The organism is Devosia sp. P1_H9, from assembly GCF_056405135.1.
In genome coordinates this window covers 49,300-64,290 of the sequence record NZ_JBFUCQ010000016.1, presented here as the reverse complement: position 1 = coordinate 64,290, position 14,991 = coordinate 49,300, and the positions used below count along the sequence as shown (strand labels likewise).

General features: G+C 64.0%; 10 protein-coding genes. 8 read left to right on the top strand and 2 right to left on the bottom strand.

Annotation, left to right across the window (positions count from 1 at the left end):
* Positions 1–434: 434 nt before the first annotated feature.
* Positions 435–1,649 carry a lytic murein transglycosylase gene (locus AC1DYL_RS21740; protein ID WP_477174745.1) on the bottom strand — a complete coding sequence of 405 codons (1,215 nt, stop codon included), beginning with the start codon at positions 1,647–1,649 and terminating at the stop codon, positions 435–437.
* A 198-nt stretch (positions 1,650–1,847) separates the two neighbouring features.
* On the opposite strand from AC1DYL_RS21740, the gene AC1DYL_RS21735 reads away from it, so the two are divergent.
* Positions 1,848–2,846 (top strand): arabinan endo-1,5-alpha-L-arabinosidase, encoded by a 999-nt coding sequence (locus AC1DYL_RS21735; protein ID WP_477174744.1) that lies wholly within the window; start codon positions 1,848–1,850, stop codon positions 2,844–2,846.
* Positions 2,830–3,849 carry a hypothetical protein gene (locus tag AC1DYL_RS21730; protein ID WP_477174743.1) on the top strand — a complete coding sequence of 340 codons (1,020 nt, stop codon included), beginning with the start codon at positions 2,830–2,832 and terminating at the stop codon, positions 3,847–3,849. The genes AC1DYL_RS21735 and AC1DYL_RS21730 overlap by 17 nt, the downstream gene beginning before the upstream one ends.
* On the opposite strand, the gene AC1DYL_RS21725 is transcribed toward AC1DYL_RS21730, so the two are convergent.
* The gene (locus AC1DYL_RS21725; protein WP_477174742.1) at positions 3,812–4,840 is read right to left on the bottom strand and encodes a LacI family DNA-binding transcriptional regulator; all 1,029 of its coding nucleotides are present in this window, start codon (positions 4,838–4,840) and stop codon (positions 3,812–3,814) included. The two genes, AC1DYL_RS21730 and AC1DYL_RS21725, sit on opposite strands and share 38 nt — an antisense overlap.
* A 156-nt stretch (positions 4,841–4,996) precedes the next feature.
* On the opposite strand from AC1DYL_RS21725, the gene AC1DYL_RS21720 reads away from it, so the two are divergent.
* The 6 genes from AC1DYL_RS21720 to AC1DYL_RS21695 all read left to right on the top strand — a co-directional run bounded on the left by AC1DYL_RS21720 (position 4,997) and on the right by AC1DYL_RS21695 (position 14,946).
* Positions 4,997–7,741: a glycoside hydrolase family 2 protein gene (locus AC1DYL_RS21720; RefSeq protein WP_477174741.1), complete on the top strand. Its 2,745-nt coding sequence runs from the start codon at positions 4,997–4,999 to the stop codon at positions 7,739–7,741.
* A 210-nt stretch (positions 7,742–7,951) separates the two neighbouring features.
* Positions 7,952–9,037, top strand: a complete 1,086-nt coding sequence (locus AC1DYL_RS21715) for an ABC transporter ATP-binding protein (protein WP_477174740.1) — start codon at positions 7,952–7,954, stop codon at positions 9,035–9,037.
* A 189-nt stretch (positions 9,038–9,226) separates the two neighbouring features.
* The gene (locus AC1DYL_RS21710) at positions 9,227–10,504 is read left to right on the top strand and encodes an ABC transporter substrate-binding protein (protein WP_477152087.1); all 1,278 of its coding nucleotides are present in this window, start codon (positions 9,227–9,229) and stop codon (positions 10,502–10,504) included.
* A 69-nt stretch (positions 10,505–10,573) separates the two neighbouring features.
* Entirely contained in the window at positions 10,574–11,500 is a 927-nt protein-coding gene (locus tag AC1DYL_RS21705; RefSeq protein WP_477157000.1) for a carbohydrate ABC transporter permease, read from the top strand.
* Between the two features lie 62 nt (positions 11,501–11,562).
* Positions 11,563–12,393, top strand: a complete 831-nt coding sequence (locus AC1DYL_RS21700) for a carbohydrate ABC transporter permease (RefSeq protein ID WP_477174748.1) — start codon at positions 11,563–11,565, stop codon at positions 12,391–12,393.
* Between the two features lie 756 nt (positions 12,394–13,149).
* Positions 13,150–14,946, top strand: a complete 1,797-nt coding sequence (locus tag AC1DYL_RS21695) for an ABC transporter substrate-binding protein (RefSeq protein ID WP_477152085.1) — start codon at positions 13,150–13,152, stop codon at positions 14,944–14,946.
* Positions 14,947–14,991 lie beyond the last annotated feature (45 nt).

Below are 14,991 nucleotides of genomic sequence, written 5' to 3'. Positions count from 1 at the left end.
TCACGCGAGGGTCGCTCGATGCGGAGYKGCCCAAGGGACGAAGCCTGGCACGCATGAGCYGGGCGGGAGCAAGGAAACGCGGTGCTGGCATTCCGGCCGCCGACYGAGGTCCCACGTTTCTCGCGATGCGGCAGGGGATGCGCCCCGGCACTGGTGGCATAGGCCCAAAACCCCGGCCGGCCGGCGAGGCGTGAGCCTCTTTCATCTGCGGACTACCGCTACGGGGCAAACGCCTCGCCGGTCCCGCTTCGTTCCCTCCCGGGAACGGCTCTTTGAAAACTCCGAAGCCCACGGGCTGTCGGATGCATCAGCTTGCCTCGCGCCATCCCCACCACGGTGTCACCTGGGGAGGGAGACGATCGCATCGACGCCGGTGAAAGGGTCTCCCTCCCCACAGGGGTGGGGGTCAGCCCGCACCGGATGCGCGTCAAGTCCTAGCTCAGTGCGTTCAGCAAATTGCCCGACACGTGCCCATCCGGCAGCAGGCCGGCTCGCGTCTGCCAGTCGATCACCGCGGCGCGCGTCTTGGGGCCGATCTCGCCATCGGGCTTACCGATCTCGTAGCCCTTCTTGAGCAGCTTCGCCTGCACCTGCTTGCGACCATCGGCATTGAGCGCGGTGTCGTTGGGCCAGGGCGTCATAAACCCCCTGCTGCCGATGATCCGGTCGGCCAGGTGTCCGACTGCAAGGGCATAGCTGTCCGAGTTGTTGTAGCGCTTGATGACGCCGAAGTTCGGCAGCACGGCAAATACCGGGCCATTGCCACCCATCGGCATGTAGAGCTTGGCCGTATCGCTGTCTCGCGGGAACGGCTTGCCGTTGGCGCGGGAGACGCCGACGCCGCGCCAGTCGCCCAAAGTCGCGGTGATCCCCTGCCAGACATTCTGGTAATTAAAGTCTCGCGCGAGCTTTACCTCGTAACCCCAGGTTTCACCTGGACGCCAGCCGAACGACTTCAAGTAGTTCGCGATCGATGCCTGCGCGTCTGGCACCGAGCCCCAGATGTCCTTGTGGCCATCGCCCTTGAAGTCGACCGCGTACTTCATGAAGCTCGACGGCATGAACTGCGGCAGGCCCATGGCGCCGGCCCACGAACCGACCATGTTTTTGGCGCGCACATGCCCGCCCTCGAGGATTTCGAGCGCTGTGATCAGTTCGCTGCCGAAGTAGTCGGAACGATAGCCGCCATAATCGAGCGTCGCCAACGCATGCACGGTGTTGGTGCCGCCCAGGAATCCGCCGAAATTGGTCTCGATGCCCCAGATGGCGAGGATGATCTCGCCCTGCACCCCGTAGCGCTCGCTGACCGCCGCAAGCGTTTTGGCCCACTCGCCGCGCATATCGTGGCCGGTACCGATCCGCGCGTCTGTGACGCGCTTGCCGACATAGTCTGCCGCGGTGGAGACGAATTCCGGCTGCTTCTTGCTAAGCTCAAGCACCGAGCCGATCGGCTTGAAATCGCCCATCGCGACGTCGAACACGTGCTTCGAAACGCCCCGCGCCTTGGCCCGTCGCCACACGCCGTCGACAAAGCCATCAACGCTGGCAAAGGCCGGCGTGAACGCCGACGAAGCGATCAGCGCGGCAGCGCCGATACCGAAACTGCGACGGGAAACAGAGAATTCGATCGGCTTGTTTACGCGGTACATGAAAGCGCCTCTGCACAAGAGGGCGACCCGGAATAACGCTGGGCCGGTCTGCCGGCACAGATAGCCGACGGTTTCCATCCATTCTCCGCAACGAAATTAAGATCGCGTTACCTACGTGATCCCGATTGCGTGATCGGTTGACACAGGCAGTCGATCCGTCGGATGCCTGCCCCCCTTTCATCGCGTCGGAGGAGTGCGATGTTTCGATCGATTGCGGTAGCCGCGCTTGCGCTGGGCCTCGCCGCCACCCCCGTGCTGGCCGCCGACGTGCAGCCGACGCTCACCGGCGACGTGAAGATCCATGACCCCAGCGTCATCGAGGTCGACGGCAAGTTCGTCGCCTTCCAGACCGGGCAGGAAGGCGGCATCTATCGAGGCGCCATCCGCGCCAAGACCTCGCCGGACGGCATCGCCTGGACCGATGCCGGCTCGATCGGCAAGGGCGTTCCGAAGTGGGAGCGGAAAGAACTCGGCTACCAGTCGCCCAACATCTGGGCCCCGTCGGTCAGCAAGCACGGCGACACCTGGAACCTCTACTACTCGGTGTCCTCCTTCGGCATCAACACCAGCGCCATCGGCCTGATGACCAACGCCGCGCTCGACCCCCAACAGCCCGGCGAAGGCTGGGAGGATCAGGGCCTCGTGCTGAAGTCCAACGGCAAGGACAACTGGAACGCCATCGACCCTTGGCGCATCGACCTCGCAGACGGCCGCGCCTTCCTCGCCTACGGCTCGTTCTGGGACGGCATCAAGATGCGCGAACTGGATCCGGCAACCGGCAAGCTCCTCGCCGACGACACCCCGACCTACGACCTCGCCTCGCGGCAAGGCGCCGGCATCGAGGCGAACAGCATCCTCGAGCACGAGGGCCGGTTCTACCTGTTCGTCTCGTTCGACCAATGCTGCAAGGGCGTCAGCAGCACCTACAACATGCGCGTCGGGCGCGCCGACGCGGTGACCGGTCCGTATCTCGATCGCGACGGCAAGCCGATGCTCCAAGGCGGCGGCACGCTGCTTCAGGGCAAGACCGGCCGCTTCATCGGCCCCGGCGGACAGGAAGCGATCGTGACGTCAAAGGGCGAAATGCTCGCCTACCACTATTACGACGGCGACGACTTCGGAGTGTCCAAGCTCCAGCTTTCGCCGCTCAGATGGACCCCAGACGGTTGGCCCGAACTCGATGCCCTCCCCGAATAACCGCGCCGCCGACCTCGACCTGCTGAAGACCCTGCTGGTCGTGGGCATGATCGGCGCCCACGTCATCCAGCTCATTACCTTCCGGGCCAAGCCCGAGGCGGCGATCTTCGCCGAGTACATCAACCTCGTGACGTTCTCGGGCTTCCTCTTCGCCTTCGGCATCGGGCTCGGCCTACCCAAGCTGGAAGGACGGCAGCGCAGCCTGTGGTCGCGGCTCCGTCCGCCGCTGCTGTTGCTGCTGGCGGTCTGTGCCTCGTCGTTCGCCTTCGCGCTGCTGGTCGATCGCAAGCACCTCGACGCGCAGCTGATCATCGACGTCGTCACCATGCAGCGGCTGTTCGGCTGGAGCGAGTTCCTCGCGACGTTCTTCGTCTTGTCGCTGGTGACGCTGGTCGCTCGCCCTGCCCTGCTCGCAATCGGCCGCAACCCGTGGTTGCTGCTCGTGGCGACGGTGGCGGGCCTCGCGACCACCTTCTACACCACCGGCACCATCTTCCCGCTGCTGCCGACACTGGTCAGCCACACCGGCTTCGCCAACTTCCCGCTGCTGCCTTACCTGCCGTGGTTCCTGCTCGGCATCTGGTACGGCAGCCATCCGGTGCGGGCCTGGCACCTCGTGCCGGCGCTGGCGATCACCAGCTACCTCTACTGGGTGACGATCCAGACCGGACAGTTCCCCAACCGCTTCTCGCCAACGATCCTCTGGATCGTCGGCCCGGCAGCGATCCTCCTCGCCTACCTCGCGCTCTGTCGGCTGATCGCGTCGCGAGTCAACATCCCCGCTGCCCTGCTGACGCCGGGCCGGCACGTGCTGAGCTTCCTGGTGCTGTCGAACATCGCCTTCTTCGCCACCCGCTACTTCATGGGCAAACCGGTCCGCTCGACGCTGATCGCTGCCTTGGTGACGCTGGCGGTGGTCGTTGTGCTATCGGCAGGCTGGTACGCCTGGGAGACCCTGCGGCGAGCTACTCGGCAGCAGCCCGAACCGGCACCGGCCCGATAGAGCGGCGGCTGATCAGCGGGCACTCGATCTTCACCCGTCGCGGCGACGCAGCGGGGAGTTGCTCGTCGAGCAGCGTGCCCACGGCCCAGCGCGCCATTTCCTCGTGCGGCAGCACCACGGTCGACAGCGGTGGGTCCAGATACACGCTGGTGTCCTCGTCGTCGAAACCGACGATCGACATGTCGTCGGGGACCCGCAGCCCACGGGCCTGCAGCGCACCGTAAGCGCCCACCGCCATGCGGTCGTTGAACGCGAAGATCGCGGTGGGCGGATTGGGCATGTCGAGAAGCCGCGCCGTCAGGTCGCGACCGCCATGGATGGTCCAGCCGCCGCGCATGATCAGGTCCTCGTCGACCGGCACATCCCATGAGGCCAGCGCCTGGCGATAGCCGCGCTCGCGGTCATCGGCGGCCTCGATCCAGCTCTCACCGGCGAGATGGGCGATGCGGCGATGCCCGGCCTTCAGCAGCGCCTCCGTGGCGGCATAGCCGCCAGTGACGTCGGCCGGCACCACCGAGGGGTAGTAGCGCTTCTTGTCGTAGCAGTTGAGCAGCACGGTCGGCACGTCGCGCAACCGCTCCGGCACCTCAACCTCCCGGGTGACGAGGCTGCCATACAGCACGCCGATGATCTGGTTGCTCAGCAGCATATCGAGCGCCAGCGTCTCGAGCTTGGGGTCGGCGCGGGTCGAGAAGGTGGCGACCACCACGTCCTGCAGCGCCGCTTCCTCCCGGGCGCCCTCGATGAACGGCGTCGCGAACGGCGTGGTGGTGACCTCGTCGAGAAGCAGCCCGATGACCCGCGTCTTGTTCTCGGGCACGTGGTGCTGCGGTCCCTTGCGATAGCCCAGCGCCTCGGCCGCTTCGATGACCCGAGCGCGCGTCGCGTCTGCCACACGCGCATTCGGCACCCGGTTCAGCACAAGCGAAACCGTGGCCTGCGAGACCCCCGCCCGCTCACCGATCTCGATCATGGTCGGCCGCTTCGCCACCGCTTCCCCCAACGTGTTCAAAGCGCAGCATTATCAGGCCGCGCGCCCTGTGTGCAACTCGGTTGCTAAACTCATTAGCAACCGGAACGCTTGCCAGACAGGCTGAAAGCCGCTAGCCATAGCAAAACTGCTAATAATATTATCTGGGAGGACTGCATGATCGGCGAGACTACGGCCACCAGGGCCGGCGTAAACGCACGCGAGGAGATCTCGCTCGACGGCGCGTGGCGCTTCCGGCTCGATGGCCATGGCGACTGGCGCATCGCGACGGTCCCCGGCCCCTGGCAGGCCGAATTCGCCGACCTCCGCCACTCAACTGGCAAGGCGATCTATGCACGCCAGCTGTCGATCCCGGCGGCATGGCAGGGTCGCGAGATCGCCGTGCGCTTCGGCGCCGTGAACTATTTCTCGGAAGTCCGCCTCAATGGCCGTGTCCTCGGCACGCATGAGGGCGGTTACCTGCCCTTCGAGTTCGTGATCCCGGCCGGCACGCCGGCGGAAAGCGCCCTCGAAGTGCACGTCACACTGCCGAGCGGCGACGCCGAGGCCTATCCCGACTACCCGTTCGGCGAGATCCCGCATGGCAAGCAAAGCTGGTACGGCCCGCTCGGCGGTATCTGGCAGTCGGTGAAGCTGCTGGCGCGCGACAAGCGGCACGTCTCGCACGTAGCGATCGACGCCAACCCCGACAGCGGCGAAGTTGCGCTGGCGTTGACCCTGTCGGCCGCCGCGGCAGGCGCCACGGTCCGCGCCACGGTCGGTGGCGCTTCCGCCGAGACCACCGGCACAGCGCTGAAGCTGAAGCTCGCCTCGCCCGCCCTCTGGTCGACCGAGACGCCGAACCTCCATTCGCTCAAGCTTGAACTGATCGCCGGCGGCGAAGTGGTCGACACCACCACGCACAGCTTCGGCTTCCGCAAGATCGAGACTCGCGACGGCAAGTTCTTCCTCAACGGCCAGCCGCTTTACCTGCGCGGCGCGCTCGACCAGGACTACTACCCGGACGGCATCTGCACCCCGCCCTCGCTCGAGTTCCTCGAGGATCAGCTCAAGAAGGCCAAGCACCTCGGCCTCAACCTGCTGCGCGTCCACATCAAGGTGCCGGACCCGCGCTACTACGAAGTCGCCGATCGGCTCGGCGTGCTGATCTGGACCGAAATCCCGAACGTCCAATACTTCACGGCCGCGGCGGCGCAGCGCATGCGCGACACCATGGCCGGCATCATCAAGCGCGATGGGAACCATCCTTCGATCATCGCCTGGACCATCATCAACGAGGACTGGGGCACAAGGCTGATCGAGAACGCCGATCACCGCCAGTGGCTCAAGGACACCTATGACTGGCTGAAAGCCAAGGATCCGCGCCGCCTCGTCGTCGACAATTCGGCCTGCATCCCGAACTTCCACGTCAAGACCGACATCAACGACTACCACTACTACAAGTCGGTCCCCGAGCGCCGCGCCGAGTGGGAGAAGCTGACCGAGGAGTTCGCCGGCGCCGCCGACTGGACATGGTCGCCCCATGGCGACGGTGAGCGCCGCGGCGACGAGCCGCTGGTGGTCTCCGAGTTCGGCGTGTGGGGCCTGCCCCACCCGGACCAGGTGAAGACTCCCGCCGGTGAGGAGCCATGGTGGGCCGAGACCGGCGGCAACTGGGGTGACGGCGCGGCCTATCCGCACGGCATCCAGAATCGCTTCGCCACCTACCATCTCGACAAGGTGTTCGGCAGCTTCGGCGACTTCATCACCGACGTGCAGTGGTACCAGTTCGCCAATCTCAAATACGAGATCGAGTCGATGCGCGCTCACGCGCCGATCCAGGGCTACGTCATCACCGAGATGACCGACGTGCACTGGGAGGCCAACGGCCTGCTCGACATCAACCGCAACCCGCGCGCCTTCCACGACCGCTTCGCCGAGATCAACAACGACACGGTGATCGTGCCGCAGCTAGCTCATCACGCGATCACCTCGGGCGGCAGCGTGCCGCTGAGCCTCAAGGTCGCAGCTGGCGGCAAGGCGGTGCCGGCTGGCGCGACGCTGAGCTGGTCGGTCGATGGCGCGAGCGGCAAGCTCGACGTTCCCGCGACGGCAGGACTGGCGGTGGCCGACCTCGGCACCACCACGATCACGCTGGGCGGTGACGCCCGCGTCGCGACCATCGCGCTGAAGCTCGAAGCCGGCAGCAAGCTGCTGGCAAAGAACGAGATCCAGGTCTCGGTCTATGCCAATCGCGCAGCCGGTCCGGCAAAGATCGCCGCGGCCGACGCCGAACTCGCGGCCTTCGCCAAGGGCCTCGGCTACACGGTGACTTCGGATGCGGCCTCGGCCGACTTGGTGCTCACCCATGCACTGGGCGAGGAGGACATCGAGGCCATGCGCCACGGCGCCCGCTATCTCGTCCTCGCCGATGGTTCGGTCGACACCTACCGCAACCTTCGCACCGATCCGCCGCGCGCCGAAGCGCCTACCATGCCGGCGAGCAAGGAGCGGACACGCCATCTCGGCTCGGAAACCCAACTCCCCAACATCGGGCTGGTTCTCCGCGACGGCACGCTGTGGCGCGGCGACTGGATCGCCAACTTCTCGTGGATCAAGCGCACCGGCGCTTTCGCCGCCCTGCCCGGCGGTCCGCTGCTCGATGTGTCGTTCGATCGCGTCGTGCCGCACCACGTGCTGACCGGCTTCCGCTCGTGGGAATACGAGGGGCTGATCGATGCTGGCGTGGTCATCGGCTGGATCAACAAGCCGGCCGCGACCATTGCCCGCCGCCGGGTCGGCAGAGGCGGGCTCGTGGTCACCACGTTCCGCCTCACCAACGACACGCCGGGCACAGATCCGGTGGCTGCGGCACTATTCGACGGCCTTGTCACCACGACGGCAAATCTGGAGATCGACTGATCAGAAACTGAATCAGCTTTTCGGGTAGGAAACATGGGAAACACGCCACGCGGCATGCATGACGATCTCTAACTAGCTGTAACTAAAGCACAATTTTCCACTTTCTTTTGATACAGGATTGACAATATTGTCAGCCGCAATAGCATCAGCGCCGGCTCGTGAGATCCCCAAGGGACACGCGGGCCGGAGACGACCCGGGAGGAACACGACTTGGCCGATATCAGGCTCGTAAACGTCAGCAAGCACTTCGGACAGGTGCGCGTCATCGAGAACGTCTCGATGACCATCGAGTCCGGTGAGTTCATGGTCTTCCTTGGCCCATCGGGCTGCGGCAAGTCCACGCTGCTGCGGATGATCGCGGGCCTCGAGGATATCGACGGCGGCGAAATCCACATCGGCGACAAGCGCGTCGACGAGCTGCCGCCCGCTGAGCGCGGCGTCGCCATGGTGTTCCAGAACTACGCGCTCTACCCGCACATGACGGTGCGCGACAACATGTCCTTCGGCCTGCAGAACATCCGCACGCCCAAGGAAGAAATCGCCAAGCGCGTCGCTGCCGCGGCAAAGACCCTCGAGCTCGAGCACCTGATCGACCGCAAGCCCGGCCAGCTCTCCGGCGGCCAGCGCCAGCGCGTCGCCATCGGCCGCGCCATCGTGCGCGAGCCCAAGGCCTTCCTGTTCGACGAACCGCTCTCGAACCTCGACGCGGGCCTCCGCGCCCGCACCCGCATCGAATTTGCTCAACTGCATCAACGCATGAAGACCACCATGATCTTCGTGACGCACGACCAGATCGAAGCCATGACCTTGGCCGACCGCATCGTGGTGATGAACAATCGCAAGATCGAGCAGATCGGCACGCCGATGGAGATCTACACCCGGCCGGCCTCGCGCTTCGTCGCCGCGTTCGTCGGCTCACCCTCGATGAACTTCCTGCCGGTGCAGCAGATCTCGGATCGCGACGGCAAGGCGCTGGTGAAGCTCCCCGACAACTCCGAAATCCAGACCAACATTGCCACCGCCCGGTTGCCCAATGACGGCCAGCTCACCCTGGGCATCCGTCCGGAGTCTGTGCGGGTGACCTCAGAGGGTGCCGTGTCGGGCAAATCCGATGTGATCGAGCGGCTCGGCGAACGCACCCTCGCCTACGTACGGCTGGCGGACAATTCAGTCGTGATCGCCGAGGACGAGGGGCTCTCCAAGCTCAATGTCGGCGATCAGTTGAAGCTTAGTTTCGACGGCTCTGCGGCTCACCTGTTCGACGCCCGCGACGTCGCCTACAGCGCGGCCGGCTAGGAGCAACCCGCCGAGGGGAAAACACGCCCTTCTGAACCTGAATTCCTGATCCATATCATCAGATAGGTCAGCAATAATGTCCCGAACGGTCGCCACTGCTCAATGCGTCTGGCCACGGGACAGGACCGGTCCGCACCGATCCACGCCATGACTACGCATGGAGCTAACCCGATGGGAGGAAATGTAATTATGAAGTCGTTTTTGAAGATGGCACTGCTGTCGACGGCCCTGCTGGTGCCGGGCGTCGCGCAGGCTCAGGAAGTCGTCACCTGGTGGGACTTCCTCGGCGGCGGCGACGGCGTCCGCATGAAGGCGCTGATCGAGAAGTTCAACGCCGAGAACGCCGGCAAGATCGAAATCCAGGGCACGACCCTCGAGTGGGGCACCCCCTTCTACACCAAGGTCCAGACCTCGGCCGCCATCGGCGAAGGTCCCGACGTGATGACCTATCACCTGTCGCGCCTGCCGCTCGGCGTGTCCTCGGGTGCGCTCAGCGAAATCACCCCGGACGAGATCGCGGCAGCTGGTCTTTCGGGCTCGGACTACGCGGAATCGAACTGGAAGGCCGCCCAGGTTGATGGCAAGCAGTACGCCATCCCGTTCGATATCCATTCGATTGTCCTCTACTACAACAAGGACATGCTGAAGGCCGCGGGCCTGCTCGGCGATGACGGCCTGCCCAAGGGCCTCGACGGCGTCGACAACTTCAAGGCAGCGCTGCAGAAGCTCAAGGACGGCGGCGCCGAGTACGGCGTGTCGATCCACTCGGCCGCCGGCGATAGCCAGTGGCGCATTTTCTACTCGCTGCTCGGCCAGCAGGATGGCAAGTTCCTCGACGACCAGGGCCAGTTCCTGTCGGGCGACAACCTCGACAAGGCCGTGAAGGCCACCACCGTGGTTGCCGACTGGGTGAAGGACGGTCTCGCGCCGGCCGCCACCGAATACCCCGCTTCGATCGCGCTGTTCACCGGCGGCAAGGCGGCCATGCACATCAATGGTGTGTGGGAAGTCCCGACCATGACCGATCTCGCGGCCAAGGGCGAACTGTTCGACTGGGGCGCCATCGCGCTCCCCACCTTCTTCGATCACCCGGCTACCTGGGCTGACTCCCACGCCTTCGCCATTCCCAATCGCGTCGGCAATGAAGTCTCGCCCGAGAAGCGCGCCGCCGTCATGCAGGTCATCGCCTGGATGAACAAGAACTCCCTCGCCTGGGCAGACGCCGGCCACATCCCGGCCTACTCGCCGGTCCGCAACAGCGAAGAGTTCAAGACCAAGCAGCCGAACGCGACCTACTCGATCCTGGCCGACACTGCCGTGTTCGATCCGTCGTCGGTGCTCGCAGGCGTGGCCTCCCCGGTCTACGACGCTGCCGGCAACTACCTGATGCCCGCCGTCAACGGCGAGATCGATCCGCAGTCCGCCATGGAACAGATGCGCGACGATCTGCAGGGTCAGGTGGAGTAATTCCGACCCGGCCGGCGCTCTCCCGGGCGCCGGCCGGACTTCTTATGACTGGCAGGGAGGCCAGAACCAATGTCAGCCGATGCCGCCACCGAAGCCGCAATACCGCTGCCTGCGCGCAAGAAACGCTTCAACCGCTCAGAGGTGCTGGCGGCACTGATCTTCGTTCTGCCCTTCGTCATCGTCTACGCCGTGCTGTTCATCTACCCCACGCTGCAGATGATCTGGCTCAGCTTCCAGAAGGCGCCCCTGATCGGGCCGGGCACCTTCATCGGCTTCGACAACTACGCCAAGCTGTTCAAGGACAAGCTGTTCGGCGTGGCCTTCTGGAACACGGTCTATTTCGTGACCCTCACGGTCATTCCCGCGACCCTCACCGCCCTGGCAATCGCCGTCGGCGTCAACAGGCTCAAGGGCTGGATGCAGTCGGTGATCCTCGCCTGCTTCTTCATCCCCTACATCCTGCCGGTCTCGGTGGTGTTCCGCGTCTGGGGTTGGATGTTTGATAGCCAGTTCGGCGTCCTGCAGCCGCTGATCGCGCTGTTCGTCGGCGAGAACGTGCCGGTGTTCCGCACGTTGCCGCTGTTCATGCCGACGGTCGCATTCATCACCGTGTGGTGGACCATCGGCTTCAACATCCTGCTGTTCATTGCCGGGTTGCGGAACATCTCGCCCGAGATTTACGAGGCGGCCGCGCTCGACGGCACCTCGAAATGGCGCCAGTTCACCCGCATCACCTGGCCGCTCATCTGGCCGGTCACCGTGCTGGTGCTGACCATCCAGCTGATCGCCCAGTTCAAGATCTTCGACCAGGTCTATCTGTTCGGCAATGGCGGCCGTTCGGACGCCACCATGGGCCTGGTGCAGCTGATCTATCGCAGCGCCTTCCAGAAGAACAACGGCGGCTACGGTGCCACCGTCGCGGTGGTCTTGTTCCTCATCATCGTCGTCTTCTCCGTGCTGCAGTTCCAAATGCTCCGTGCCCGAGGTGAGAAATGAGCTCCGTCGCGACCCCGGCCGCCGGCGAAATCGCCGGCATGAGCCCGCGCAAGCGGCGCATCATCAGGACGATGGACATCCTCGGATTAGTTGCCACGATCATCACGGTGCTCGGCGCCATATTCTGGGCCTTCCCGCTCTACTGGGCGGTGATCACGACGCTGAAGGTCGAAAATGACATCGTGCAGCCGGGCATCGAGCTCTGGCCCACGCGCTTCACGCTCGACGCCTATACGCACGTGCTGTTCAACACAAAGATCGGCACCTGGTACATCAACTCGCTGGTCACCGCCGTATCGGTGACGGTACTGGTGGTGATGATGTCGGCACTGGCAGGCTATGCCATCAGCCAGCTGAAGTTCCCGGGCCGCCGCATCCTGTGGTGGATCATCCTGGCCAGCTTCATGATCCCCATCCCGGCGCTTATCGTGAACCACTTCGTGCTGATCAGCCAATTCAAGCTGTTCAACACCTGGCTCGGCGTGATCCTGCCGCAGCTGGTCTACGGGCCGGTGACTGTCATCATCTACAAGCAGTTCTTCGACTCGGTGCCCAAAGAGCTGCGCGAGGCGGCCAAGATCGACAACGCCAACGAATTCCAGATGTTCTTCAAGCTCTATCTGCCGATGAACTGGGGCATCACGACCGCGCTGGCGATCATCACCTTTATCGGCGCCTGGAACCAGTTCCTGTGGCCGTTCCTCGCCGTCACCGATGAGAGGATGATGAACGTGACGGTCGGCATCACCCAGGTCACCGATGCCTTTGGCGTCAAGTATGCCCGCGACCTCGGCAGCGCCATCCTCGCCGGCCTGCCGGTGGCGATCGTCTACCTGATCTTCCAGCGCAAGGTCACCGAGGCAATCATGCTGTCGGCCGGCATCAAGGGCTGACCCGGCCTTCGTGTACGGGTTTCGAGCGGGCGTGGAGGCAATGCTTCCACGCCCGCTTCGCTTTCGCCCATCCCGATGGTCGAACCACGTCACTCGATGCATGGCCCACCGAGCGATCGCACATTATTTCTGTCGTTTGATACACAAGCCTGCCAAGGCGAAAAAACCCCGTACATTCAAAGCGGTTCGATTTGTGAACCCGGATTTATCGCCAAGCGCCTGCTCCGACTACCATTCCAGCTGTTGACTCCACCTACTCTCGCGTCTAACGCTTGGGAATATCGGGAGAAATAGCCGGGCCGCTCTGGAGGGAGTGACCGCGCTTTGGTGGGGGAGACGCCAAGCCACATGCCGCAGGGCAAGATCTGAACTGTCCGATGGGCGGTACAAGCAAAGCGCAGTGTAGCGTAGCGGCTGTCTGACGAAAGTCAGGCAATCGGTGGTCTATGACGTGCCGTTTCCGATGGGGACTCGGCACAGACAGCCAAGCTCGTATGGCCCGGGTTCGATCTTCAGCAGAGATCGGACGAACATGAGATCCCTGCCGTGCATACATGCAGATCAAGGCGCTGAGGTTTCAGCCCCCAGAACTGCGGCGAGGCTGAACCGTCCCTCCCGAGAAGTGATCGCAGGATAACAAGATTATCTTGGGGAGGTGTGGGGCGTTACCGGGGTCGATGGGACCCACAATTTCAAACATTTGTCGCCTCAAGGCGACGTTCAGCTTTCGTCGACAGTCAAGGGAGACTCTGTCACATGGTCAAACGTAGAATAGTAACAGCGGCACTGCTGGCGCTCGGCGTCATGGCGACGCCGCTGGCAGCGATGGCTCAGAGCCCGCTTGCCGCAACCGCGCCCAAGGAAATCGCTCCGGCGACCCCGCTCGCCGACGTGCCGCGCAACCAGACCGTCGTTCTCGGCTGGGGCGTTGCGCTGTCGTCGCCGATCGGCGTCACCAACCCCTGGGCCCTGCCCGGCTACACCCACCAGGAAGGCAATGCCTTCATGTGGGAGCCGCTGATGTACTTCGCCATCTTCAAGGGCGAGTACGTGCCGTGGCTGGCCGACAGCATGGAATACACCGACGACACCTTCACGGCGCTCGAGATCAAGCTGAACAAGGACGCCAAGTGGAGCGACGGCACCCCGGTGACGTCAGCGGACGTGAAGTTCACGTTCGACGGCCAGCTGAACAACAGCAAGCTGCCCTACAACGCCCACTTCACCCAGTTCGTCGAATCCACCGAAGCGGTCGATCCGCTGACCGTGCTGGTGAAGTTCAAGGCCCCGGCCCCGCGCTTCAAGTTCGAAGTGCTGACCGAGAAGTTCGATACCGGTATCCCGATCGTCCCGGCCGCGTACCTCTCGTCCAAGCCGGACGTGAACATGGAACCCGGCTCGATCGATATCCCGCACTCGGGTCCGTATGACCTGAAGGCGTGGAACGCCAACCAGAAGATCTTCGACTACCGTCCGGACTGGTGGGCCGTGAAGGCCGGCCGTATCGCCGAGCCGGCGGTCAAGCGCGTCATCATCGCCAACATCACCGGCGTCTCGATGGACACCGTCGCCCAGCGCGTCGTGAACAACGAGTTCGACTCCGCCCTCGACATGCGTTCCTCGGTTATCGGCAACATCCTTGCCCAGAACCCGGAAATCACCACGCACACCGGTTCGGAATCGCCGTTCGGGTACCTCGACTGGTGGCCGAACTCGCTCTGGATGAACACCCAGATCGAGCCGTATAGCGACCCGCGCGTCCGTCACGCGATCAACCGTGCCATCAACCGCGATGTCATCAACGACATCCTGTACGACGGCGCCCAGATCGCGACGATCTATCCGTTCCCGCTCTACCCGAACCTGCAGGCCTTTGCTGACTCGCCCGCCGTCAAGGCGCTCGAGGCTCAGTATGAGCCGCGCAAGTTCGACCTCGACGAGAGCGCCAAGCTCATGACCGAAGCAGGGTTCACCCTGAACGGCGACGGGCTGTGGGAGAAGGACGGCAAGACCGTCAACGCCACGATCCAGGGCTTTGAAGGCATCCATAGCGACATCGTCCCGATCCTGGTCGAGATGCTGCGCACGGCTGGCTTCGACGCCGCGATCAACTTCGGCCCCGACTCCTACCAGAACATGGCAGACGGCAAGGAAGGCCTCTACATGTTCGGCCACGGCGCATCCCTGTTCGACCCGTTCGAGGCCCTGAACCTCTTCCACGGCAAGTACAGCGAGGCCATCGGCACCTCGGCGGGCAACAACCGGTTCTCGCGCTACAAGAACCCGGAATACGACGAGATCCTCGACTCGATCGCTCCGCTGTCGTCCGACGATCCGAAGTTCCAGGAAGGCGCCGCCAAGGCTCTGGGCATCTACTGGCGCGACCAGATCGACGTTCCGATCATCCAGTGGCTGCACCGCATCGCCTACAACCAGCACTACTGGAAGAATTGGCCGACCGCCGCGAACCCCGCAATGGGCACCAATGGCGCGTTCTGGGCCCACACCGGCATGCTGGTGATCGCCTCGCTGCAGCCGACTGGCGCGCAGTAACCTGAAGTAGCGAAATCGGAGTGCGCGTCCGCGCGCACTCCTCCA

Excerpts from the sequence above, each read along its gene's own strand:
- AC1DYL_RS21740 (WP_477174745.1), bottom strand. The coding sequence starts at position 1,649 with ATGTACCGCGTAAACAAGCCGATCGAATTCTCTGTTTCCCGTCGCAGT.
- AC1DYL_RS21735 (WP_477174744.1), top strand. The coding sequence starts at position 1,848 with ATGTTTCGATCGATTGCGGTAGCCGCGCTTGCGCTGGGCCTCGCCGCC.
- AC1DYL_RS21730 (WP_477174743.1), top strand. The coding sequence starts at position 2,830 with ATGCCCTCCCCGAATAACCGCGCCGCCGACCTCGACCTGCTGAAGACC.
- AC1DYL_RS21720 (WP_477174741.1), top strand. The coding sequence starts at position 4,997 with ATGATCGGCGAGACTACGGCCACCAGGGCCGGCGTAAACGCACGCGAG.
- AC1DYL_RS21710 (WP_477152087.1), top strand. The coding sequence starts at position 9,227 with ATGAAGTCGTTTTTGAAGATGGCACTGCTGTCGACGGCCCTGCTGGTG.
- AC1DYL_RS21705 (WP_477157000.1), top strand. The coding sequence starts at position 10,574 with ATGTCAGCCGATGCCGCCACCGAAGCCGCAATACCGCTGCCTGCGCGC.
- AC1DYL_RS21695 (WP_477152085.1), top strand. The coding sequence starts at position 13,150 with ATGGTCAAACGTAGAATAGTAACAGCGGCACTGCTGGCGCTCGGCGTC.